Annotated in this window: 15 protein-coding genes; 7 read left to right on the top strand and 8 right to left on the bottom strand. The window is 70.8% G+C overall.

The features are described from left to right. Positions 1–127: 127 nt before the first annotated feature. On the top strand, positions 128–1507 hold the full coding sequence (locus tag KZ829_RS12865; RefSeq protein WP_220144105.1) for an aspartate aminotransferase family protein: 1380 nt from the start codon (positions 128–130) through the stop codon (positions 1505–1507). Between the two features lie 722 nt (positions 1508–2229). Beyond that, positions 2230–3369, top strand: a complete 1140-nt coding sequence (locus KZ829_RS12870; RefSeq protein ID WP_246635547.1) for an endo-1,4-beta-xylanase — start codon at positions 2230–2232, stop codon at positions 3367–3369. 91 nt (positions 3370–3460) lie between these two features. Here the strand turns inward: KZ829_RS12870 and KZ829_RS12875 are convergent, their stop codons facing one another. Next, positions 3461–5548: a glycoside hydrolase family 3 protein gene (locus tag KZ829_RS12875; protein ID WP_220144106.1), complete on the bottom strand. Its 2088-nt coding sequence runs from the start codon at positions 5546–5548 to the stop codon at positions 3461–3463. Positions 5549–5718: 170 nt separating this feature from the next. Between KZ829_RS12875 and KZ829_RS12880 the strand changes: the two genes are divergently transcribed. Continuing rightward, positions 5719–6147 carry a response regulator gene (locus KZ829_RS12880; RefSeq protein WP_220144107.1) on the top strand — a complete coding sequence of 143 codons (429 nt, stop codon included), beginning with the start codon at positions 5719–5721 and terminating at the stop codon, positions 6145–6147. 64 nt (positions 6148–6211) lie between these two features. Further along, positions 6212–8311 (top strand): sensor histidine kinase, encoded by a 2100-nt coding sequence (locus tag KZ829_RS12885; protein ID WP_246635548.1) that lies wholly within the window; start codon positions 6212–6214, stop codon positions 8309–8311. A 6-nt stretch (positions 8312–8317) separates the two neighbouring features. Here the strand turns inward: KZ829_RS12885 and KZ829_RS12890 are convergent, their stop codons facing one another. From KZ829_RS12890 to KZ829_RS12915, 6 genes are all read right to left on the bottom strand, one after another. Continuing rightward, positions 8318–9589, bottom strand: coding sequence for an NAD(P)/FAD-dependent oxidoreductase (locus KZ829_RS12890; RefSeq protein ID WP_220144108.1), 1272 nt, complete (start codon positions 9587–9589; stop codon positions 8318–8320). A gap of 4 nt (positions 9590–9593) precedes the next feature. After that, on the bottom strand, positions 9594–10049 hold the full coding sequence (locus KZ829_RS12895; protein WP_183222112.1) for an Lrp/AsnC family transcriptional regulator: 456 nt from the start codon (positions 10047–10049) through the stop codon (positions 9594–9596). A 48-nt stretch (positions 10050–10097) separates the two neighbouring features. After that, entirely contained in the window at positions 10098–11366 is a 1269-nt protein-coding gene (gene gabT, locus KZ829_RS12900; protein ID WP_220144109.1) for a 4-aminobutyrate--2-oxoglutarate transaminase, read from the bottom strand. Between the two features lie 2 nt (positions 11367–11368). Beyond that, positions 11369–12805 carry a gamma-aminobutyraldehyde dehydrogenase gene (locus KZ829_RS12905; protein ID WP_220144110.1) on the bottom strand — a complete coding sequence of 479 codons (1437 nt, stop codon included), beginning with the start codon at positions 12803–12805 and terminating at the stop codon, positions 11369–11371. Between the two features lie 140 nt (positions 12806–12945). After that, positions 12946–14151: a PP2C family protein-serine/threonine phosphatase gene (locus KZ829_RS12910; protein WP_220144111.1), complete on the bottom strand. Its 1206-nt coding sequence runs from the start codon at positions 14149–14151 to the stop codon at positions 12946–12948. 46 nt (positions 14152–14197) lie between these two features. Further along, positions 14198–16582: a beta-xylosidase/alpha-l-arabinosidase gene (locus KZ829_RS12915; RefSeq protein ID WP_443611883.1), complete on the bottom strand. Its 2385-nt coding sequence runs from the start codon at positions 16580–16582 to the stop codon at positions 14198–14200. 290 nt (positions 16583–16872) lie between these two features. On the opposite strand from KZ829_RS12915, the gene KZ829_RS12920 reads away from it, so the two are divergent. The 3 genes from KZ829_RS12920 to KZ829_RS12930 all read left to right on the top strand — a co-directional run bounded on the left by KZ829_RS12920 (position 16873) and on the right by KZ829_RS12930 (position 20016). After that, positions 16873–18183: an extracellular solute-binding protein gene (locus tag KZ829_RS12920; protein ID WP_220144112.1), complete on the top strand. Its 1311-nt coding sequence runs from the start codon at positions 16873–16875 to the stop codon at positions 18181–18183. Between the two features lie 80 nt (positions 18184–18263). Continuing rightward, on the top strand, positions 18264–19109 hold the full coding sequence (locus tag KZ829_RS12925; protein WP_246635549.1) for a carbohydrate ABC transporter permease: 846 nt from the start codon (positions 18264–18266) through the stop codon (positions 19107–19109). A gap of 10 nt (positions 19110–19119) precedes the next feature. Beyond that, a complete protein-coding gene (locus tag KZ829_RS12930) occupies positions 19120–20016 on the top strand; it encodes a carbohydrate ABC transporter permease (protein WP_220144344.1) in 897 nt (298 codons plus the stop codon). Here the strand turns inward: KZ829_RS12930 and KZ829_RS12935 are convergent, their stop codons facing one another. After that, the gene (locus tag KZ829_RS12935) at positions 20017–21051 is read right to left on the bottom strand and encodes a LacI family DNA-binding transcriptional regulator (RefSeq protein ID WP_220144114.1); all 1035 of its coding nucleotides are present in this window, start codon (positions 21049–21051) and stop codon (positions 20017–20019) included. Between the last annotated feature and the right edge of the window lie 173 nt (positions 21052–21224).

The raw sequence follows: 21224 nt of genomic DNA on the forward strand, positions 1-21224 counted from the left end.
GTAGGGGTGCCGGGCCGGTGTTGTTCCATCACAGAAACGGCGCGGAAATAGTCGTTCCTGGACTTGTGCGCCACGGATTCCGTGGGCAGGATCATGCATACCTCTGGAACTAGTGGGAGAGATATCCGTGACCGATCGACCTGCTGATGTGGACGCGCTCTCCGCGACCGCCCGTGACCACCTGTGGATGCACTTCACCCGGCTCTCCACGTACCAGGACAACCCGGTCCCGGTGATCACCCGTGGCGACGGCTGCTACGTGTGGGACTCGACCGGCCGGCGCTACCTCGACGGCCTCTCCGCGCTCTTCGTCGTCCAGACCGGCCACGGCCGCCAGGAGCTGGCCGAGGCGGCCGCCAAGCAGGCCGGGGAGCTGGCCTACTTCCCCATCTGGTCGTACGCGCACCCCAAGGCCATCGAGCTGGCCGGCCGCCTCGCCGACCTGGCCCCCGGCGACCTGAACCGGGTCTTCTTCACCACCGGCGGCTCCGAGGCCGTCGAATCCGCGTGGAAGTTGGCCCGCTCCTACTTCAAGCGGGTCGGCAAGCCGCTGAAGACCAAGGTCATCTCCCGGGCCGTCGCCTACCACGGCAGCTCGATGGGCGCCCTGTCGATCACCGGCATCCCGCCCTTCAAGCAGGACTTCGAGCCGCTGGTCCCGTCGACGATGCGCGTGCCGAACACGAACTACTACCGCCGTCCCGACGAGAACATGACGCCCGGGCAGTTCGGGATCTGGGCCGCCGACCGCATCGCCGAGATGATCGAGTTCGAGGGCCCGGACACGGTCGCCGCCGTCTACCTCGAACCGGTGCAGAACGCCGGCGGCTGCTTCCCGCCGCCGCCCGGCTACTTCCAGCGGGTCCGCGAGATCTGCGACCGCTACGACGTGCTGCTCGTCTCCGACGAGGTGATCTGCGCCTTCGGCCGCCTCGGCGAGTACTTCGGCGCCGACCGCTACGGCTACCAGCCCGACATCATCACCGTCGCCAAGGGCCTGACCTCCGGCTACGTCCCGCTCGGCGCGATGATCGCCTCCGACCGCCTGGCCGAGCCGTTCCTCACCGGCACCAACTGGTTCGCCCACGGCATCACCTACGGCGGCCACCCGGTCGGTTCCGCGGTCGCGCTGGCCAACCTCGACATCATGGAGCGGGAGGGCCTCAACCAGCACGTCCGCGACAACAGCCCGCTCTTCCGCTCGTACCTGGAGAAGCTCCTCGACCTGCCGATCGTCGGCGACGTCCGCGGCGACGGCTACTTCTTCGGCATCGAGATGGTCAAGGACAAGGCCACCAAGGAGACCTTCAACGCCGAGGAGTCCGAGCGCCTGCTCCGCGGCTTCCTGTCGACGGCCCTGTTCGACGCCGGCCTCTACTGCCGCGCCGACGACCGCGGCGACCCGGTCATCCAGCTCGCCCCGCCACTGACCGCGACCGAGACCCAGTTCGCCGAGATGGAGCAGATCCTCCGCGCCGTGCTGACCGAGGCCCACAACCGCCTCTGACCAGCCAGGCGGCTCTCTCACTCTTCCTTTTCCGGTACGGGACTCGCGAACCCGCCGTACCAGACCCGCGAGGCGCTGCCCGGTCCGGACCGTGCCGCGCCCGCCGGGCGTGAGTGGGTGGTCCGGCCGGCCCGCAGGGCTGTCTCAACCGCGTTGAGACAGCCCTGACAGCATCGCTAAAAGTTACGGAATTCTTTCGCAAGTTCAGGCGCCAACCGGACGCTCATTCGCGCTCGTCGTACCGGTGAAGGTGGCCCGATTCCCGGTAGTCGGCAGCGATAATTCTTCGAAACTTCCGGAAGTTTCGGAGGTGGGGTTCCGTGTCGCGTCTTCCCTGCTCCGCCGCGCGCACCCGGTCACCGAATTGCTCACCGAGCGCATTCCGTCCGCACGCAACGGCATCTATTCCGACGATTCCCGCGCGGGATTTCCGAAATGCATTACAGCGTGCCGATCGGCAGAATGAACAATGCGTTTCCAAGGTGGCGCGGCAGTGCTCGACCAACCTGTCACCAGCGAGCATGCCGGGACTGACGTGCTCGTACGCAGCGTGGCGGCGCTCAGGAAGCGCGGCCGCCGGCGGGCTGAGATCTTCTTTTCCGTATTGACGCCGTCAATTGGACGGGCTTAGCGTACGGGTGGTTTAACGCTCTCTTCCGCGTGCGGCGACGTCCCCGTCGCGCGCCACTTCCCCGTTTCCGATTCCCGTCAGGAGTGAACCCTTGACGAAGGCATCCCGCGTCGCGGTGGCCGTCCTCGCCGCCTCGACGCTCCTCACCATCGGCGTCCAGCCGGCCCGGGCTACGAGCGCCAGCGGCACCCCGGAGGCCGGGCACGGTGGCCACGCCGGCGTGCCGCTGCGCCGCGTCACCCCACGCGACCTGAAGATCGGCACGGCCGTCGCGGGCGGCGGCCACCATCTGGAGCAGGACTACCCGGACCCGTTCACCTACGACAAGCCGTACCGCCGGGTGCTGGCCCGGGAGTTCGACTCCGCCTCGCCGGAGAACCAGATGAAGTGGGAGTTCATCCACCCCGAGCGCAACCGGTACAACTTCGGCCCGGCCGACGCGATCGTGCGGTTCGCCCGCCGGCACGGCCAGGCCGTCCGCGGGCACACCCTGCTCTGGCACAGCCAGAACCCGGCATGGCTGGCCGAGGGGCAGTTCAGCAAGGCCGAGCTGCGAACGATCCTCAGGCAGCACATCTTCACGGTGGTGGGCCGCTACCGGGGCCAGATCCACCAGTGGGACGTCGCCAACGAGATCTTCAACGAGAACGGCGAGTACCGGCAGGAGAACATCTGGATCCGGGAGCTCGGCCCCGGCATCGTCGCCGACGCCTTCCGCTGGGCACACCAGGCCGACCCCCGGGCGCAGCTGTTCCTCAACGACTACGGCGTGGAGTGGCCGGGCGCCAAGGTCGACGCCTACGAGGCGCTGGCGAAGCAGTTGCTGGCCGACCGGGTGCCGCTGCACGGGTTCGCCTCGCAGGCCCACCTGAGCATGCGGTACGGCGCCCCCGACCAGCTGCGCGCCGTCCTCCAGCGATTCGACGACCTGGGCCTGTACACCGCGATCACCGAACTGGACGTCCGCATGGACCTCCCGGCGAGCGGTGTCCCCACGGCCGAGCAGCTGACCACCCAGGCCCAGTACTACAAGACCGTCCTGGACGCCTGCCTGGCCGTCGACGACTGCAACTCCTTCACCCTGTGGGGCTTCACCGACAAGTACTCCTGGGTCCCCGTCTTCTTCCCCACCGAGGGCGCCGCCACCGTGATGTGGGACGACTTCGCCAAGAAGCCCGCGTATTCCACCCTCCAGCAGACCCTGGCCGCCGCTCGCCACAACGGCCGCTGACCACCCGCCCGGCTGGCTGTGGGAGCTGTTTCGAGGGGGTTGAGACAGCTCCCACAGCCAGCCTGAGCGGCGTGCGACGGCGCCCGGAGGGTCAGCCGGCCAGCTGCTTCAGCAGGGCGGTTGCCTTCGCGGTGTCGCCGGACTCCTCGGCCAGCTGGCCGTCGGCGAACCTCTGCTGCCAGCCGGACGGCGCCCGTCCGGCGGCCGCCTTCTCCTGCGCGGCGTCGCGGGCGTCGGGGGCCGCCATGGTGCGCAGGCCCCAGCCGTAGGGGAACTGCGGCTCGTACGCCTGGTCGCCGACGTTGACCGGAACCTGTTTCACCGAGCTCGGCCAGCTCAACGGCAGGCGGCCGGTGAACGGGCGCTTACCGAAGAGGACGTCGGCGACGCCGCCGCCCTCGCTGCCGGGCAACCAGGAGGCCACCAGGGCGTCGATCTCGCCGAGCTGGTCGGTGATCACCTGCGGGCGGCCCGAGACGATCAGGACGACGCACCTGGCGACCGCGCCGCAGACCCTGTCGACCACGGCCCGGTCGGCGGGTTGCAGGGTGAGCGACTTCGGCTCCTTCTGCTCGTCGGTGCCGCGCGTCCAGGTCGTGCTGCCGACGTCACCGAAACCCTCGGCGTACGGTGTCTCGCCGACCACGACCACACCGATGTCGGAGCCGCCGATCGGCGCGGAGGCGTCGGCGCTGTACGTGACGGACGCGCCCGGCGCGACCTCACGGATGCCCTCGAGGACCGTGGTGCCGGGGATGATGTCGCCGTTGCGGCCCTGCCAGTCGACGGTCCAGCCGCCGGCCTGGTTGCCGATGTCGTCGGCGTTGCGGCCGGCCACGTAGATCTTCGCGTCGGCGGCGAGCGGCAGCAGGTCCCCGCTGTTCTTGAGCAGCACCTGCGACCGGGCGGCGGCCTCGCGGGCCAGCGCTCGGTGTTCGGCGCCGCCGACCTCGCCGAGGGTGACGTACGGGTTCTCGAAGAGCCCGAGCCGGAACTTGACGGTGAGGATCCGCTCGACCGCGTCGTCGATCCGGTCCGTGCCGATCCGCCCGGCGTCCACCTCGTTCTCGAGCACCTCCTGGAACCGCGGTGCGGTGTGCGGCTCCATGAACATGTCGATGCCGGCGCCGACTCCGGCGCGGACCTGGCTGGGGGTGGGTTCGGCGGTGCCGTCCGGGTCGGTGGACGGCAGCTGGTGGATGCCCTCCCAGTCGGTGATCACGAAGCCGCCGAAGCCCAGGTCGCCCTTCAGCTTGCCGGTGATCAGCTCCTGGTCGGCGTGCATCTTGACCGGGTTGCCGGTGCCGTCCTCGGTCCAGTCGACGCTGGAGTAGGACGGCATGACGCTCTGCACGCCGTGTTCGGTGACGGCGGAGACGTACGGCGCCAGGTCGACGCGCTCGAAGTCGGCGCGGTTGGTGACGGTGACGCCCTGGTCGATGGCGTAGTCACTGTCGCCGGTGCCGTGCTCGGTGTCGCCGTCGCCCGCGTAGTGCTTGACGGTGGCGACGACACCGTCTTTCTGGAGGCCGTCGACGGCCGCGCCGCCGAGCCGGCCGACCAGGGCGGGATCCTCGCCGAAGCTCTCGAAGGTGCGCCCCCAGCGTTCGTCGCGGGAGACGCAGACGCAGGGGGCGAAGTCCCACCGGATGCCGGTGGCCCGCATCTCCCGGGCGGTGGCCTGGTAGACCCGTTCGACGAGCCGCGGGTCGCGGCCGGCGCCGAGGCCCACGTTGTGCGGGAAGACGGTGGACCCGTGCACGTTGCCGTTGCCGTGCACCGCGTCGATGCCGTAGAGCAGCGGGATCCTCAGCGGGGTGGCGAGCGCCGCGCGCTGGAGCGAGTTGATCATTTCGACCCAGGCCTGCGGCGTGTTCGGGTCGGGCACCGAGCCCCCGCCGGAGAGGACCGAGCCGAGACGCCACTCGGTGACCAGGTGCGGGTCGCCGGCCACCTTGACCCGCTCGGCCTGGGTCATCTGGCCGATCTTGTCGGCCAGGGTCATCCGCCCGAGCAGGTCGGCGACCCGGCTCTCGACGGGCTGCCCGGCGTCCAGGTAGAGCGCGCCGGTGTCCTCGGAGGTGGAGCCGTTCCGCGCCAGCACGGTGGCCACGCCCGCCACGACGGCCACCGCCAGCACGATGCCCCCGAACACCGCCGCCCGGTTCCGTGATCGCATTCGTCTCCTTGATGGTTCGGGTGGAGCGGATCCGAGTCTGCCGGAGCGCTCCCACGGCCCGTCGCGCGGGTCGCGGCGGCAGGGACATCCGTGTTCGTAATTGTCCGGAAACGCCCCGGGTCACGGCTGGCCGGCGCATGCTGGGACGAAGCACTTCCGACGGAGCTGACATGGTCGCATTGCTGATCGCTGAGGACGACGAGGACATCTCCCTGGTTCTGGCCAGGGTGTTCAAGCGAACCGGAATGACCGTCCTGCGCGCATCGGACGGATGGGCGGCGTTCGAGACGATCGTCGAACAGCGGCCGGACGTCGTGCTGACCGATCTGGGCATGCCGCGGATGGACGGCTGGGAACTGATCGACGCCATCCGGGCGCACGAGGACGGGGGGATCCGGCGTATCCCCGTGGCGGTCCTGAGCGGGCACCTGCGTCCCGGGGACCCGCGGGCCGCCTCCTCCAAGGTCTGCGCCATCCTGCTCAAGCCCTGCCCCAACGACCAGTTGCTGGCGACCATGGACGAGCTGGTCACGATCGGGCCGCACGACCATGACAGGGCCGACTCCCGCTGTCCCGCCGACATGCCGGTTTCAGTATGAAAAAGTGTGAGATATGGTTGCTTGGGTAAACCCATGAGCCTGGGTCGGGAGAATCGGGCGGGTCATGGTGGTGGTGCTGGACGAGGCTGTGCTGACGGACCCGGTACGTCTGCGTGCGGTCGACCGCGCCCTCCTCTCGCTACCCGGCCGGTCCACCCCGCTCGACGACACCGCCCGGCTGGTGGCCCGGCTGCTGCACACCTCGATGGCCTGCGTCACCCTGATCACCGAGGACGAGGAGCTGTTCGTCGGCGAGCACGGCATCCCGCTCGAGCTGAGCCTGCCCCGCCGGGTCCCGCTGCACTACTCGGTCTGCAAGTACGTGGTCTCCGCCGACGAGGTCGTCCTCAGCCGGGACATGACCGAGGAGCTTGACGAGATCCTCTACCGGCACCCCCTCGTTCTCGAGTTCGGGGTCAGAGCGTTCCTCGGTGTGCCGGTCCACGACCACGACGGCCGCGCGATCGGATCGCTGACCGCGCTGGACCGCCGCCCCCGGGACTGGACCGCTGATGAGACCGACATCCTCACCGCGGTCGCCGACACGATCCGGGTGCGGGACGACAGCGCCTTCCACGCCACGCTGCTGGAGAGCATGGAGGCCGGCGTGGTGGCCTGCGACCGCTCCGGCCGGATCGTCTACGCCAACCGTTCGGTGCGGGAGGTCATCGGTTTCGGCCCGGACGGACCACTGCCGCCCGAGTTCGAGAAGGAGGCCTACCGGCTGCTCGCCACCCCCGACCACCGCCCGATGTCACCGGCCGAGAGCCCGCTGATGCGCGCCCTCAACGGCGAGTGCGTCGTCTCCGAGGACGTGCTGGTCCGCCGGCCCGGCCACCGGACCCAGATCTTCGACACCAGCGCGCAGCCCGTCCTCGGCCTGACCGGTGACGCGCTCGGCGCGGTGGCGGTCGCCCACGAGGTCACCGCGCTGCGCCGGGTCGAGCGGTTCCGCAACTGCCACATCGCCGTGCAGCACGTGTTGCAGAGCGCCGCCACGGTGGCCGAGGCGACCCCCGAGCTGCTGCGGGCGGTCACCGCCACCCTGGGCTGGCCGGCGGCCGAGCTGTACCTGATCGACGAGGCGACCGGGCTGCTCCAATCGGCCGGGCACTGGGACTCCTCCGGGCTGGATCCGGACGGCTTCTTCGGGCACACCCCGGTCCACGGGCAGGGCATCACCGGGCGGGCGTGGGAGTCCGGGCGGCCGGTCTGGATGCCCGACCTGAGCCTGAGCACCGATCTGCGGACCGCCCACGAGCGCGAACGGGTGGAGATCTGCCTGCGGCGCGGCGTCCGGACCGCGCTGGCCGTGCCGGTCCGCGACGGCGGGACCCTGCTCGGTGTGCTGACCTGCTACGCCGGCACCCAGGAGTACGAGCCCGACCTGCTCACCGTGCTGCTCGACGGGGTGGCCGCGCAGGTCGGCGTCTTCGTGGCCCAGCGCCGTGCCGAGGAACTGTCCCGCCAGCTGGCCCGGGCGCAGGCGGACTTCGTCGACCTGGTGGGGCACGAGCTGCGCACCCCGCTCACCTCGATCACCGCGAACGCCGCCCTGCTGGCCGAGGAGACGTCCGGTCTGGACGCCGATTCCCGGCACATGGTGGAGAGCGTCGCCCGCAACGCGGGCACCCTTCAGCGGATCGCGGACACCCTGCTCGACCTGGCCGGGCTCGACGCCGGGCACCTCGAACTGGACGTCGACGAGGTGGACCTGGCGGCCCTGCTGTGCGACGCGGTGACCGAGGCCCGGCGCACCGCCGACCGGCTGACCCTGGTCACCGAGCTGCCCGCCGAGCTGCGCCTGCCCGGCGACGCGGAACGGCTCCGGCAGGTCGTCGACGACCTGTTGCTCAACGCGGTCCGGTACAGCCCGCCGGGCGAGCCGGTGCACGTCACGCTGCGCGCCGACGACGCGATGGCCGATCTGTGCATCGCCGACCACGGCATCGGCACCCCGCCCGGCGAGCACGACCGGGTGTTCGACCGGTTCTTCCGCGGCAGCAACGTGCGCCACCAGGGCACCCCGGGCAGCGGGCTGGGACTCAGCCTGGCCCGGGCCATCGTGCTGCTGCACGGCGGCACGATCCGGCTCTGTGACAACCGGCCGTCCGGGACGATCGTGTGCGTGCGCCTGCCCCTCGCCGGGCCGCCCGGCCTCTGACCCCGGTCAGGCCGCCCGGCGGCGGTCCAGGGCGTCGAGCAGGGCGGTGGCGCGCAGGCCCGCGTTGATGCCGAGCCAGCGAGCCGGTTCCGGCTCCCAGCGGCGCGAGCGATGATTCACCCACGGCAGGGCGGTCAGGTCACTGTCGCGGCCGAGGATCAGATCAGCGAGGGTACGCCCGGCGAGGTTCGCGGCCGCGACGCCGTCGCCCACGTAGCCCCCGGCCCAGCCGATCCCGTCCCGCAGGCCGACCGACGGCATCCAGTCGCGCGGGATGCCGAGCGGCCCACCCCACCGGTACGCGATCGGCGGGTCGATCCCGAACAGGTCGGTGAGCGTCGCCCGCAGCGCCTCGAAAACCCCGGGCACCAGGTCGTACTCCGGCCGGACCCGGGACCCGAAGTGGTACGGCGCCCCGCGCCCACCGAAGGCGAGCCGGTCGTCGGCGGTCCGCTGACCGTAGATGACCAGCCGCCGCTCGTCCGTGAACGTCTCCCGGCGGGCCAGGCCGGCCCGCTGCCAGAACTCGGTGGGCAGCGGCTCGGTGACGATCATCAGCGAGTAGACCGGGGCCAGGTCACGGCGGTGACCGGCGAGCCCGGCGGTGTAGCCCTCCAGTGCCCGCACCACGTGCGCGGCGCGCAGCGTACCCCGCCCGGTCTTGATCTGCCCGGTCTTGATCTGCTCGACGCGGGTGCCCTCGTGGACGGTGACGCCGAGCCGCTCGACCGTCTCGGCGAGGCCGCGGACCAGCTTGGCCGGGTGCAGGGCGGCGCAGTGCTCGCTGTAGACGCCGCCGAGCACGCCCCCGGCGGCGCACATGGCGCGGGCCTCGCCGGCGCCGACGAAGCCCGGATCCCGCCGGGCCCGCCGCAGCTGGACCGGGTTGCGGACCAGCGAGATGACGCCGCCCTTGGCGTAGTCGCAGTCGATGCCCTCGGCCGCGGTGACCCGCCCGACCTCGTCGACGGTGTCCTCGAGCGCCCGGGTCATCGCGGCGGCCGCGCCCGGCCCGAAACGGCGGGACAGCCTCGCCTCGGAGACCGGGAACAGGCCGGACGCCCAGCCGCCGTTGCGGCCGGACGCGCCGAAGCCGCAGTACTCCGCGTCGACGACGACGATCCTCGTCTCCGGGGCGGCCCTGGCCAGGTAGTACGCGGTCCAGAGGCCCGTGTACCCGCCGCCGGCGATGGCCACGTCGGCTTCCCGGTCGCCGTCCAGCGGCGGGCGTCTCTCGATCGGGCCCAGGGAGTCGAGCCAGAAGGAGGGGCTGCTCATGCGGCTACCGGGTCCCCCAGGCGTAGGTCTGTTTCGCGAGGCGCAGGTACATGAAGGTGTCGGTCTCGCTGACGCCCTCGATGGCCCGGACCTTCTCGTTGAGGATGTCGAGCAGGTGCTCGTCATCCGTGCAGACCAGCTCGACCAGCAGGTCGTAGCGGCCGGCACAGATCACCACGTAGTCCACCTCGGGGATCTCGGCGATCCGGTCCGCGATGGCGCGCAGGTCACCGTTGACCCGCAGGCCGACCATGGCCTGCCGGGCGAAACCCAGCGTGAGAGGGTCGGTGACCGCGACGATCTGCATGAGCCCGTTGTCCAGCAGCCGCTGTACGCGCTGGCGTACCGCGGCCTCGGAGAGCCCGATCGTCTTGGCCAGCGTCGCGTACGACATCCGCCCGTCGCGCTGCAGGTGCTCGATGATCAGTTTGTTGGTGTCGTCCAGGGTCACGTCCGTCACGGCGCGATTCTTCCCTGTAACGCTTGTCGTAGGCAAAGGGGTCGCCCGTCAGGTTCGCAGCGCGGCGCGCAGGATGTCGAGGCCACGCCCGAGATCCTCGTCGGAGATGACCAGCGGCGGCAGGAAACGCAGCACGTTGCCGTAGGTCCCGCAGGTGAGTGTGAGCAGGCCGGCGTCGTGGCAGGCCTTCGACACGCTCGCGGTCCGGGTGGCGTCCGGCTCGATCCCGCCCGGCAGCACCAGCTCGATCGCGATCATCGCGCCCCGGCCGCGGACCTCGGCGACACCCGGATCCCTCATCTTTTCGAGGGCCGGCTTGAGGATCGACTCGATCCGCCTGGCCTGGGCGCTCAGATCCAGCTCGCGCATCGTCTCGATGGCGGCGAGCGCGGCCGCGCAGGCGACCGGGTTGCCGCCGTACGTCCCGCCGAGCCCGCCCGCGTGCACCGCGTCCATCAGCTCGGCCCGGCCCACCACACCGGCGATCGGCAGCCCGCCGCCCATGCCCTTCGCCGTGGTGATCAGATCCGGCTCCAGGCCCTCGTGCTCGGAGGCGAACCACTGACCGGTACGCGCGAAGCCGGTCTGGATCTCGTCGGCGATGAACACCGCCCCGTTCGCCTTCGCCCACGCCGCGATCGCCGGCAGGAAGCCCGGCGCCGGCACCACGAAACCGCCCTCGCCCTGGATCGGCTCGATCAGCACGGCCGCCACGTTCGGCCCGCCGACCTGCTTCTCGATCACGTCGATGGCACGGCGGGCCGCCTCGGCGCCGGACAGGCCGCCGTCGCGCAGCGGGTACGACATCGGCGCCCGGTACACCTCCGGGGCGAACGGGCCGAACCGGTGCTTGTACGGCATGTTCTTCGCGGTCAGCGCCATGGTCAGGTTGGTCCGGCCGTGGTACGCGTGGTCGAACACCACGACGGCCGGCCGCCCGGTCGCGTGCCGGGCGACCTTCACGGCGTTCTCCACCGCCTCGGCGCCGGAGTTGAACAGCGCGGCCCGCTTCTCGAACGAGCCCGGCGTCAGGGCGATCAGCTGCTCGCAGACCGCCACGTACGACTCGTAGGGGGCGACCATGAAGCAGGTGTGGGTGAACCGCTCCACCTGCGCGCGGACCGCCTCGACCACCCTCGGCGCGGCGTTGCCCACGTTGGTCACCGCGATGCCGGAGGCGAAGTCGATCCACTCCCGCCCGTCGACGTCGGTGATCGTGCCGCTGTGCGCGTGGTCGACGTAGGCGTTCACCACCGAGCCGACGCCCTTGGCGACGGCCGCGAGCCGCCGCTTGTGCAGGTCTTCGGAGGACGTCACGGTCAGCCTCCCACGTTGTGCATGACGTGCTTGATGCGGGTGTAGTCCTCGAACCCGTACATCGACAGGTCCTTGCCGTGGCCGGAGTGCTTGAAACCGCCGTGCGGCATCTCGGCGACCAGCGGGATGTGGCAGTTGACCCAGACGCAGCCGAAGTCCAGCCGCTGGGTCATCCGCATCGCGGTGCCGTGGTCCTTCGTCCACACGCTGGAGGCCAGCGCGTACTCCACGCCGTTGGCGTGGCGGACCGCCTCGTCCTCGTCGGTGAACCGCTGCACCGTGATGACCGGGCCGAACACCTCGTTCTGGATGATCTCGTCGTCCTGCCGCAGGCCGGAGACGACGGTGGGGGAGTAGAAGAAGCCGCGGTCACCGACCCGGGCGCCGCCGGCCTGGAGCACCGCGTGCTCCGGGAGCCGCTCGATGAAGCCGGCGACCCGGGCCAGCTGGTCCGCGTTGTTGACCGGGCCGTAGAGCACGTCCTCCTCGTCCGGGGCGCCGGTCCTGATCTCGCGGGCCTGCGCGGCGAGCGCCGCCACGAAGTCGTCGTGGACGCCGGCGCCGACCAGCACCCGGGTGGCGGCCGTGCAGTCCTGCCCGGCGTTGAAGTAGCCCGCCTCGGCGATCGACGCGGCGGCCGACTCGACGTCGGCGTCGTCGAAGACCACGACCGGGGCCTTGCCGCCCAGTTCGAGGTGGGTGCGCTTCAGGTCGGCGGCGGCGCTGCCGGCCACCTCCATGCCGGCCCGCACCGAACCGGTGATCGACACCATCCGCGGCGTCCGGTGGGTGACCAGGGCACGGCCGGTGTCGCGGTCGCCGAGGACCACGTTGAACAGGCCGGCCGGCAGGAACTCGGCGGCGATCTCGGCCAGCATGACGCTGGTGACCGGGGTGGTGTCGGACGGCTTGAGCACCACGGCGTTGCCCGCGGCCAGCGCCGGAGCGATCTTCCACATGGCCATGAGCAGCGGATAGTTCCACGGGGTGACCTGCGCGCAGACGCCGATCGGCTCGCGCCGCACGTAGCTCTCGAAGCCGGACATGTACTGCCCCGCGGAGCGGCCCTCCAGCACCCGGGCGGCGCCCGCGAAGAACCGCAGGTGGTCGATGGCCGGCGGCAGCTCCTCGCTGGCGGTCAGGCCGAGCGGCTTGCCGGTGTTCTTCGACTCGGCGGCGACCAGCTCGTCGGCGCGGCCCTCGATGGCGTCGGCGAACTTGAGCAGGGCGCGCTGCCGCTCGCCGGGGGTGGTGTCACGCCACGTCTCGAAGGCGGTGGCGGCGGCCCGCATGGCCCGGTCGACGTCGGCGTCGCCGGAGACCGGCGCCGAGGCGAAGACCTCTCCGGTGGACGGGTCGACGAGATCCTCGTACCGCCCCTCGGCGGGCGCGACAGCCTCGCCCCCGATGAGGTTGTGCAGCACCGTCTTCGACGTCATTCCGCCTCCAGGGCCGTGGTATCAGCGCATTCGGCCCCATCTTTTCCGCTGAATCCGTTGTGAACAAGAGGTCTGAGGAATATTTCCGCACCGACCGGGGCCGGGCACCAGCCTGCCACGGAACGGTGACACACCGGCCGTCAATCGCGGCGGCGAACGGCCAGAACCGCCACGTCGTCGGTCGGGGGATCGGCGACCGTGTCCGCCATGACGGTAGCGCAGACCTCCTCCGCGGTGCCGTCCCGGACGATGCTCAGCAGGCGGTCCAGCCCCTCGTCGATCACCTGGACGCGCCGCTCCACGAGGCCGTCGGTGTAGCAGAGCAGCAGCGCGCCGGGTGGCATCGGCACCGCGGTGCTGCGCCGCGGCCTGCCCGGGTGGGCCACCCCGAGCGGCGGGTCGACCGGCACGGCGGCCAGGACCGGCGGGCGGCCGGGCACGGCCAGGACCGGGCGCAGATGCCCGGCCGTGGAGATCACCGCGCGGTCCCGGCCGGGACTGACCATCGCGTAGAGGGCGGTGGTCATGCTGCCCGCCTCGAAATGCAGGACCTTGCGGTCCAGCAGGGTGAGCGCCTCCGCCGGGTCGTCGCAGATCAGCGCGTACGCCCGGAGCGCGCTGCGGATCCGCCCCATCACCACGGCCGACGCCAGCCCGTGCCCGGAGACGTCGCCGATCACCACGCCCAGCCAGCCGGAGGGCAGGAGGAAGACGTCGTACCAGTCGCCGCCGATGCCGGTGGCGTGGCCCGGAACGTACCGCGCGGCGAGCTCGACGCCGGGCACCTGCGGCAACCGCGTCGGCAGCAGGCTGCGCTGGAGGGCCAGGGCGGCCGCACGGTCCAGTTTGGCCGAGCGGATCCGCCCGGCCACGGCCGCCCGGTCGGCGACCAGCTCCAGCAGCTTGACGTCGTCGTCGCCGAACTCGCGCCGGGTCAGCGAGCCGATGTGCAGCACACCCAGGAGGTCCCGTCCGGCCAGGACCGGCACGCCGAGCAGCGACCGCACGCCCTTCTCCAGCAGGAACGGATTGACCACCTCCTCCGGGGTGACGTCGGTGATCCGGACCGGGCGGCGGGTCTGGGCCACCCGGCCGGCGAAACCACTGCCCATGGCCACCCGGAAACCGGCCCGCACCTCCTCCTCCAGGCCCTTGGCCGCGGTCGCGACGAGCTGCTGGGCGTGCGGATCCATCAGCAGGATGGCCGCGGTGTCCACGTCCAGCAGATCGCACACCCGCTCCAGCAGCTCGTCGAGCAGGTCGGAGGTCTCCAGGCGGGACAGCGTCGCATCGGTGACCGCTTCGAGACGGCGGAGCCGCTCGTCGTCGTTGATGCGTGGGGGCACGACAGAAGCCTAATGTGCCGCGGTCCCGCCGGAGTGCGACCGGGTGTCATGAATCGGCGGGCCGCACCTCCACCCCGGTCACCAGGCGGCGATCCGCCCCGGCCGGGCGGACCGGGCCGGTCAGCTCGACAGAGCCCTCGCACGGCAGGTCGCCGGCCGAGGTGCCGACGAGGATCCGCAGTTCGCCGGGCTCCACGAGGCGCCGCATGTCGCGGCCGGTGAAGGCCGTACGGTCGGTGTGGACCGCGAACGTGACGTCGGCGGCGGCGCCCGCGGCCAGTTCCACCCGCTGGAAGCCGGCCAGCTGGCGGACCGGGCGGGTGACCTGGGCGACCGGGTCGGCGAGGTAGAGCTGCACCACCTCGGCACCGGCGCGGTCGCCGGTGTTGCGGACCCGGACGGTCACCGTGAACTCGGCGTCGGTCGGCACCCGGGTGCCGGAGATCCGCAGGTCGCCCACGGTGAACGAGGTGTAGGACCGGCCGTGCCCGAACGGGAACATCGGGGTGGGGTCCAGGTTGCTCACGCCGGTGTGCTCGGCCCCGAGACGCGGTTGCAGGTAGGTGCCCGGCTGGCCGCCCGGGGTGCGCGGGATCTGCACCGGCAGCCGGCCGCTGGGCTGGACCCGGCCGGACAGCACTCCGGCGATCGCGGGGCCACCCTCCTCGCCGGGCATGAACGCCTGCACCAGGGCGGCGGCGCGGCCGTCCAGGTCACCCAGCGCGTACGGCCGGCCGGAGACGACCACGACCACCACCGGGGTGCCGGTCGCCAGCACCGCGTCCAGCAGCTCGCCCTGCACGCCGGGCAGCCGCAGGTCGGCGGCGTCGCAGCCCTCGCCGGAGGTGCCCCGGCCGAACAGCCCGGCCAGGTCGCCGACGAACGCCAGGCACACCTCGGCGGCCGCGGCCGCGGCCACCGCGTCGGCGAAACCGGAGCGGTCGTCGCCGTCCACGGCGCAGCCCTTCGCGTACGCGATCCCGGCGTCCGGGAACTCGGCCCGGACCGACTCGGCCGCGCTGGGCATCGCGATGCCGGCCGTGACCCCGGGATAGCGGGGGAGCACGTGGTTGGGGAAGGCGTAGCAGCCGAGGAAGGTGCTCGCGTCGTCGGCGCACGGGCCGATCACCGCGATCCGGCCGGGCCCGGTGCGGCCCGGGCCGGTCAACGGCAGCGCGGTGCCCGGGTCGAGCAGCACGATCGAGCGTTCCGCCAGCTCGCGGGCGAGCCGCCGGTTCTCCTCGGAGTCCAGCGTCACGGCGCCGGCGGCGGCCACCGATGCCTCCGGCGTCCAGCCGGCGTCGAGCAGGCCGAGCTCCGCCTTCTGGGTCAGCAGGCGGCGGGCCGCGCGGTCCACCAGCTCCTCGGGCACCTCGCCCCGGCGGACCCGGGCGACCAGCTCGTCGCCGTAGCCGACGGTGTCCGGCAGCTCCACGTCGATGCCGGCGGCCAGGGCCAGGGCGCCGGCCTCGCCCGAGTCGGCGGCGACCCTGTGCATGCCGGTCAGGAACGGGATCGACCAGTAGTCGGACACGACCGTGCCGGTGAAGCCCCACTCGTCGCGCAGCAGCTCGGTGAGCAGCCACGGGTCGGCGCCGGCCGGGACGCCGTCGATGTCGGCGTACGAGTTCATCACCGAACCGGCGCCGCCGGCGCGAATGGCCGTCTCGAACGGCGGCAGGATGACGTCCAGCAGCTCCCGGCGGCCCATCGGCACCGGGCCGTGGTTGCGGGCGCCGCGCGAGGCGGAGTAGCCGGCGAAGTGCTTCAGCGTGGCGATCACCCCGGCGCTCTGGAGACCCCGCACATACGCCGAGCCGACCATGGCCACCAGGTACGGGTCCTCGCCGATGGACTCCTCGACCCGGCCCCAGCGGTAGTCGCGGACCACGTCGAGGACCGGGGACAGCCCCTGGTGCACGCCGAGCGCCGCCATGTCCCGCCCGATCGCGGCGGCCATTCGTTCGACCAGTTCCGGATCGAAGGTGGCTCCCCAGTTGATGGCCGCCGGGTACACACTGGCACCGTGCATGGTGAAACCGGTGAGGCACTCCTCATGAACGATCGCGGGGATCCCCAGGCGGGACGACTCCATCACGATCCGCTGCTGGCGGACGAGTTCGGCGGTGCCCTCGGCGACCGACACCGGGTAGCTGCCGTAGACCCGGGTGAGGTGGCCGAGCCCGTGCCGGCTGGCGTCCTCCAGGGCGGCGCCCGCGCCGAACTCGCTCTCCATCGGCGCGACGTCGTGCCCGTCCTCCGGCTCGGGGCCGGCCGCACCGGTCGCCCCCTTGTCCTTGCCGAGCCAACGGCTGCCGAGCTGCGCGACCTTCTCCTCGAGCGTCATCTCGGCGAGTAGCGCGCCGACCCGCTCGGACACCGGAAGCCCCGGGTCGCGCCACGCGGGCGACGGCGCTTGGTCTGTGCTCAACGGTACCTCCGATGGTTTCCGAAACTTCCGAGCCGCGCCAGGCCTCGGCGGCGCCCGTGGAAAGGGCACGTGAGCGGCTGCGGGATGCCGCCTACTCTCGCGCTCAGGGCACTGTTACGGCAAGGGACTTGACACTCGTCACAGCGAAACTCTACGTTTACGAAACCTCACCTTAATTTACATCAGTCGCGCGAAACTTTCGGAAGCTTAACCGGTTTTGAAAAGTTTGCGGCAGGACTCGCGCGGTATCGTCAGCCGCCCCGCGGCTTCGTTCGAGTACGGAGATCAGCGTGAAGCGCAGGAATTTCTTGACCCTCTCTGCCGGAGCCGCCGCGGGTGCCGCGCTGGCCGCCTGTGGTAACGATGGCCCGGGCGGTAGCGAATCCGGTGGTGGCGGCTCGGCCAGCTACTGGTCGCTGAGCGGAGAGCCGGGCCAGCCCTACCGCCAGGCCGCCATCGACCGGTTCAACAAGGCCAACCCGGACTCCAAGATCACTCCCACGTTCTTCCAGAACGACGCCTACAAGCAGAAGATCAAGACGGCGCTGGGCGCGAACCAGGCCCCGACGCTGATCTGGGGCTGGGGCGGCGGCGGTCTGAAGAGCTACGTCGAGGCCGGCCAGGTCGAGGACCTGACCTCCCTCTTCGGCGACGCCAGCCTCAAGGGCAAGCTCCTGCCCGGCTCGTTCGGCGCGGCCACGGTCGACGGCAAGATCTACGCGATGCCGGTGGAGACGGTCCAGCCGATCGTCCTCTACTACAACAAGAAGATCTTCGACCAGGTCGGCGTCAGTGCCCCGCAGACCTACGGCGACATCCTCGACCTGATCCCCAAGTTCAACGCCAAGGGCATCGCGCCGTTCTCGCTCGCCGGGCAGTCCCGCTGGACCAACATGATGTGGCTCGAGTTCATGCTCGACCGCAACGCCGGCTCCGAGGTGTTCGACAACGTCTTCGCCGGCAAGGCGGGCTCCTGGTCGGACCCGGCGGTGCTGGACATGCTGACCAAGGTCCAGGACCTGGTGAAGATGAACGCCTTCCAGAAGGGCTTCTCCTCGACCGTCGCGGACACCAACGCCGACCAGGCCCTGCTCTACACCGGCAAGGCCGCGATGATGGTGCACGGCTCCTGGTCGTTCGGCATCCAGAAGGCCAACGGCGGCAAGTTCGTCCCGGACGGCGGCCTCGGCTGGATGAACTTCCCGCCGATCGACGGCGGCAAGGGCGACCCGTCCAACACCGTCGGCAACCCCGGCCAGTACCTGTCGATCTCCTCGAAGGCGACCGCCGCCGACAAGGAGACCGCGAAGAAGTTCTTCTCCACCACGCTCGTCGACGACGAGGAGAAGGCCGGCTGGGTCAAGTCCGGTGGTGTGCCGGTGCTGGCGAACAGCGACAGCCTCTACACCGGCGACGACGCGCAGTTCCAGAAGGACATGTCGGCGATCGCGGCCGGCGCCAAGACCTTCGCGCAGTCGTGGGACCAGGCGCTCAGCCCGACCGCGGCCGAGGTGCTGCTGGACAACATCGCCAAGCTCTTCCAGCTCCAGGTCAGCCCGCAGCAGTGGGTCGACAACATGAACGGGGTCATCGGTAAATGACGACGCTCGCTCCGCCCGTCGTGCGCGGTCAGGAGCCCACCAGATCACGCGGCGGGCGGAGCGGCTCCGTCCTGGTATGGATGGTTCTGCCCGCGTTCATCATGTTCGTCTTCTTCGGGATCGTTCCGCTGCTCGGCGTGATCGTGCTCAGCTTCGCGACGTGGAACGGCATCACGCCGGAGATCGAGCTGACCGGCCTGACCAGCTGGAAGGCCGCCCTGACCAATCCGGGGCTGCCGAACGCGCTCTGGGTCACCTTCCTGATCATGGCGCTGTCCTGGCTGGTGCAGACCCCGATCTCGATCCTCCTCGGGACGTTCATGGCCCGGCAGAGCCGCTACCGGGGCTTCCTGGCGGTCTTCTACTTCATCCCGTTGCTGCTCAGCTCCGCGGCCATCGCGATCACCTACAAGTCGCTGCTGGACCCGAACTTCGGGCTAGGCGCCGGCCTCGGGATCGAGGCGCTGAACCAGGACTGGCTCGGACAGGCCAACCTGGCCATCGCCACGCTGATCTTCGTGGTCTCCTGGCAGTTCATCCCGTTCCACTCACTGATCTACCAGGGCGCGGTCCGGCAGATCCCGCAATCGATGTACGAGGCGGCGCAGATCGACGGCGCCGGCCGGGTCCGGCAGTTCTTCAACATCACGCTGCCGCAGATCAAGTACACGATCATCACGTCGTCGACGCTGATGGTGGTGGGCTCGCTGACCTTCTTCGACCTGATCTGGGTGCTGACCGCCGGCGGTCCCGGCGACGCCACCCGGGCGCTCGCCGTGCAGATGTACCAGCTCGGCTTCCAGGCCAGCCTGATGGGCCCGGCCAGCGCGATCGCCGTCATCCTGGTCCTCGTCGGCATCGGGCTCTCGCTGCTGCTGCGGCGGATCGGCGGACGGGCCGACGAGAGCCAGATGGAAGGAGTCTGAGGTGGCGACCATGACCCCCACCCCGGCCGGGACACGGGCCGGTCAGGCCCCGGAATCCGCGGCCACCGGCACCCGGGCGAGCCGCAAATTCGCCGAGCGCAACTGGGCCGGCGGCAGCTTCGCCTGGCTCTGGCTGATCGTGGTGATGGTGCCGCTCTACTGGCTGGTGATCACCAGCTTCAAGACCCAGGCGAACTACTTCATCACCAACCCGCTGAAGCCGCCGAGCGAGTTCACCTTCGAGAACTACCAGCTGGTGATCGAGAGCGACTTCGTCCGGTACTTCATGAACAGCGTCATCGTCACGGTCGGAGCGGTCCTGCCGGCGACGCTGATCTCGTTCATGGCCGCCTACGCGGTCGTCCGGGGCGCCGGCAACCGGTTCCTCCAGGGGGTGAACGGGATCTTCCTGATCGGGCTGGCCATCCCGCTCCAGGCGGTCGTCATCCCGGTCTACCTGATCATCATCAAGATGGAGCTGTACAACACGCTCCAGGCGATCATCCTGCCGTCGATCGCCTTCGCCATCCCGCTGTCGGTGCTGGTGCTGGCCAACTTCATCCGGGACGTCCCGAAGGAGCTCTTCGAGTCGATGCGGATGGACGGCGCCACCGAGTGGGGGACGATGTGGCGGCTCGCCTTCCCCCTCACCCGGCCCGCGCTGGTCACCGTGGTGATCTACAACGCGGTGGGCATCTGGAACGGCTACCTGCTGCCGCTGATCCTCACCCAGAGCCCGGAGAAGGCGACCATCCCGCTCGCGCTCGCGTCCTTCCAGACGCAGTTCGGTGTGAACGTGCCGGCCGTCGCCGCCTCGGTCACGCTCACCACGGTGCCGATCGTGCTGCTCTACGCGATCGGGCGGCGCCAGCTGGTCAGCGGTCTGACCGCCGGTTTCAGCAAGTGACTAGGGAGTGACGCCGTGGCCCCGGGCAGGGGCCGCGGTGCTCTCCCTGATCTCCAGCTTGGTGACCAGCTCCACCCGGGGGGTCTCGATGGTCTCGCCGCGCGACAACCGCAACACGGTCCGCGCGGCGAGCCCGCCCATCTCGGCGAGCGGCTGGCGCACCGTGGTCAGCGGCGGCGACGACCAGCGGGACTCGGGCAGGTCGTCGAAGCCCACCACGCTGAGCTGGTCGGGCACCAGGATGCCGCGACGGCGGGCCGCCTCGTAGACCCCGAGAGCCATCAGGTCGCTGCACGCGAAGACCGCCGTCGGGGGATCGGGCAGGTCGAGCAGGCGGCCGCCGGCCACGAAACCCGACTCGTGCCGGAAGTCGCCGGTCATCACCAGAGCCTCGTCGACCGCCATGCCGGCGGCCTCCATGGCGGCGCGGTAACCGTCCAGCCGGGCCCGGCTGCACAGCAGCTCGCGCGGGCCGGCCACGATCCCGATCCGCCGGTGCCCCAGCGACAGGAGATGATCGGTCGCGGTGCGGCCGCCGGACCAGTTCGTCGCCCCGATCGTCGGGACGTCCGCCGCCACCCCGCCGGCCGGATCGATGATCACCACCGGCACCTTGAGCCGGTGCAGCTCGCTGTGGATGGGCTCGGCCACGTCCGAGGTCACGAAGATGACCCCGTCCGACGCGCGGGCCCGCAGATTCTGCAGCCACTGCCGGGTCGCCGTGCTGCGGTGATGCACCTGCGACACGACGGTGCCGACGCCGGCCGCGTGCGTCACGTCCTCCACGCCGCGGACCAGCTCCAGGGCCCACGGGCTGTCCAGGTCGTTGAACACCAGATCCACCAGGCGGGCACGGCCCGGATGCCGAGAGTTGCGAGGCCGGTAGTCGTGCTCGCGCAGCAATCGCTCGATCAGCTCACGTGTGGTCGGCGACACATCGGAACGCCCGTTGAGCACTCGGGACACGGTGGGCACCGAAACCCCCGCGGCCTCGGCGATAGCCGCGATCGTCACTCTTCCCCTGCCAGCGGCCACAGGTGCGCTCCTTACCGCGGGCCTGTCGCGACTGCAACTTTCGGAACCCGGCACCGGAATTCTGCCACGCCTCGCCCGCCCGAGAAATGCCTGGTGACCCTGGAATCGCTCCCAGTTCCGTTTCGCGCCGCGAAACGTACATTTCCCCGGGCCTTTCCCTCTTCCCGGTACGC

It is taken from the genome of Actinoplanes hulinensis, from assembly GCF_019429605.1.
GTDB lineage: Bacteria > Actinomycetota > Actinomycetes > Mycobacteriales > Micromonosporaceae > Actinoplanes > Actinoplanes campanulatus.

Coding starts and splice junctions, on each gene's coding strand:
- KZ829_RS12875 (WP_220144106.1), bottom strand. CDS start 5,548: ATGCGATCACGGAACCGGGCGGCGGTGTTCGGGGGCATCGTGCTGGCG.
- KZ829_RS12880 (WP_220144107.1), top strand. CDS start 5,719: ATGGTCGCATTGCTGATCGCTGAGGACGACGAGGACATCTCCCTGGTT.
- KZ829_RS12885 (WP_246635548.1), top strand. CDS start 6,212: ATGGTGGTGGTGCTGGACGAGGCTGTGCTGACGGACCCGGTACGTCTG.
- KZ829_RS12890 (WP_220144108.1), bottom strand. CDS start 9,589: ATGAGCAGCCCCTCCTTCTGGCTCGACTCCCTGGGCCCGATCGAGAGA.
- KZ829_RS12905 (WP_220144110.1), bottom strand. CDS start 12,805: ATGACGTCGAAGACGGTGCTGCACAACCTCATCGGGGGCGAGGCTGTC.
- KZ829_RS12925 (WP_246635549.1), top strand. CDS start 18,264: ATGGTTCTGCCCGCGTTCATCATGTTCGTCTTCTTCGGGATCGTTCCG.
- KZ829_RS12930 (WP_220144344.1), top strand. CDS start 19,120: ATGACCCCCACCCCGGCCGGGACACGGGCCGGTCAGGCCCCGGAATCC.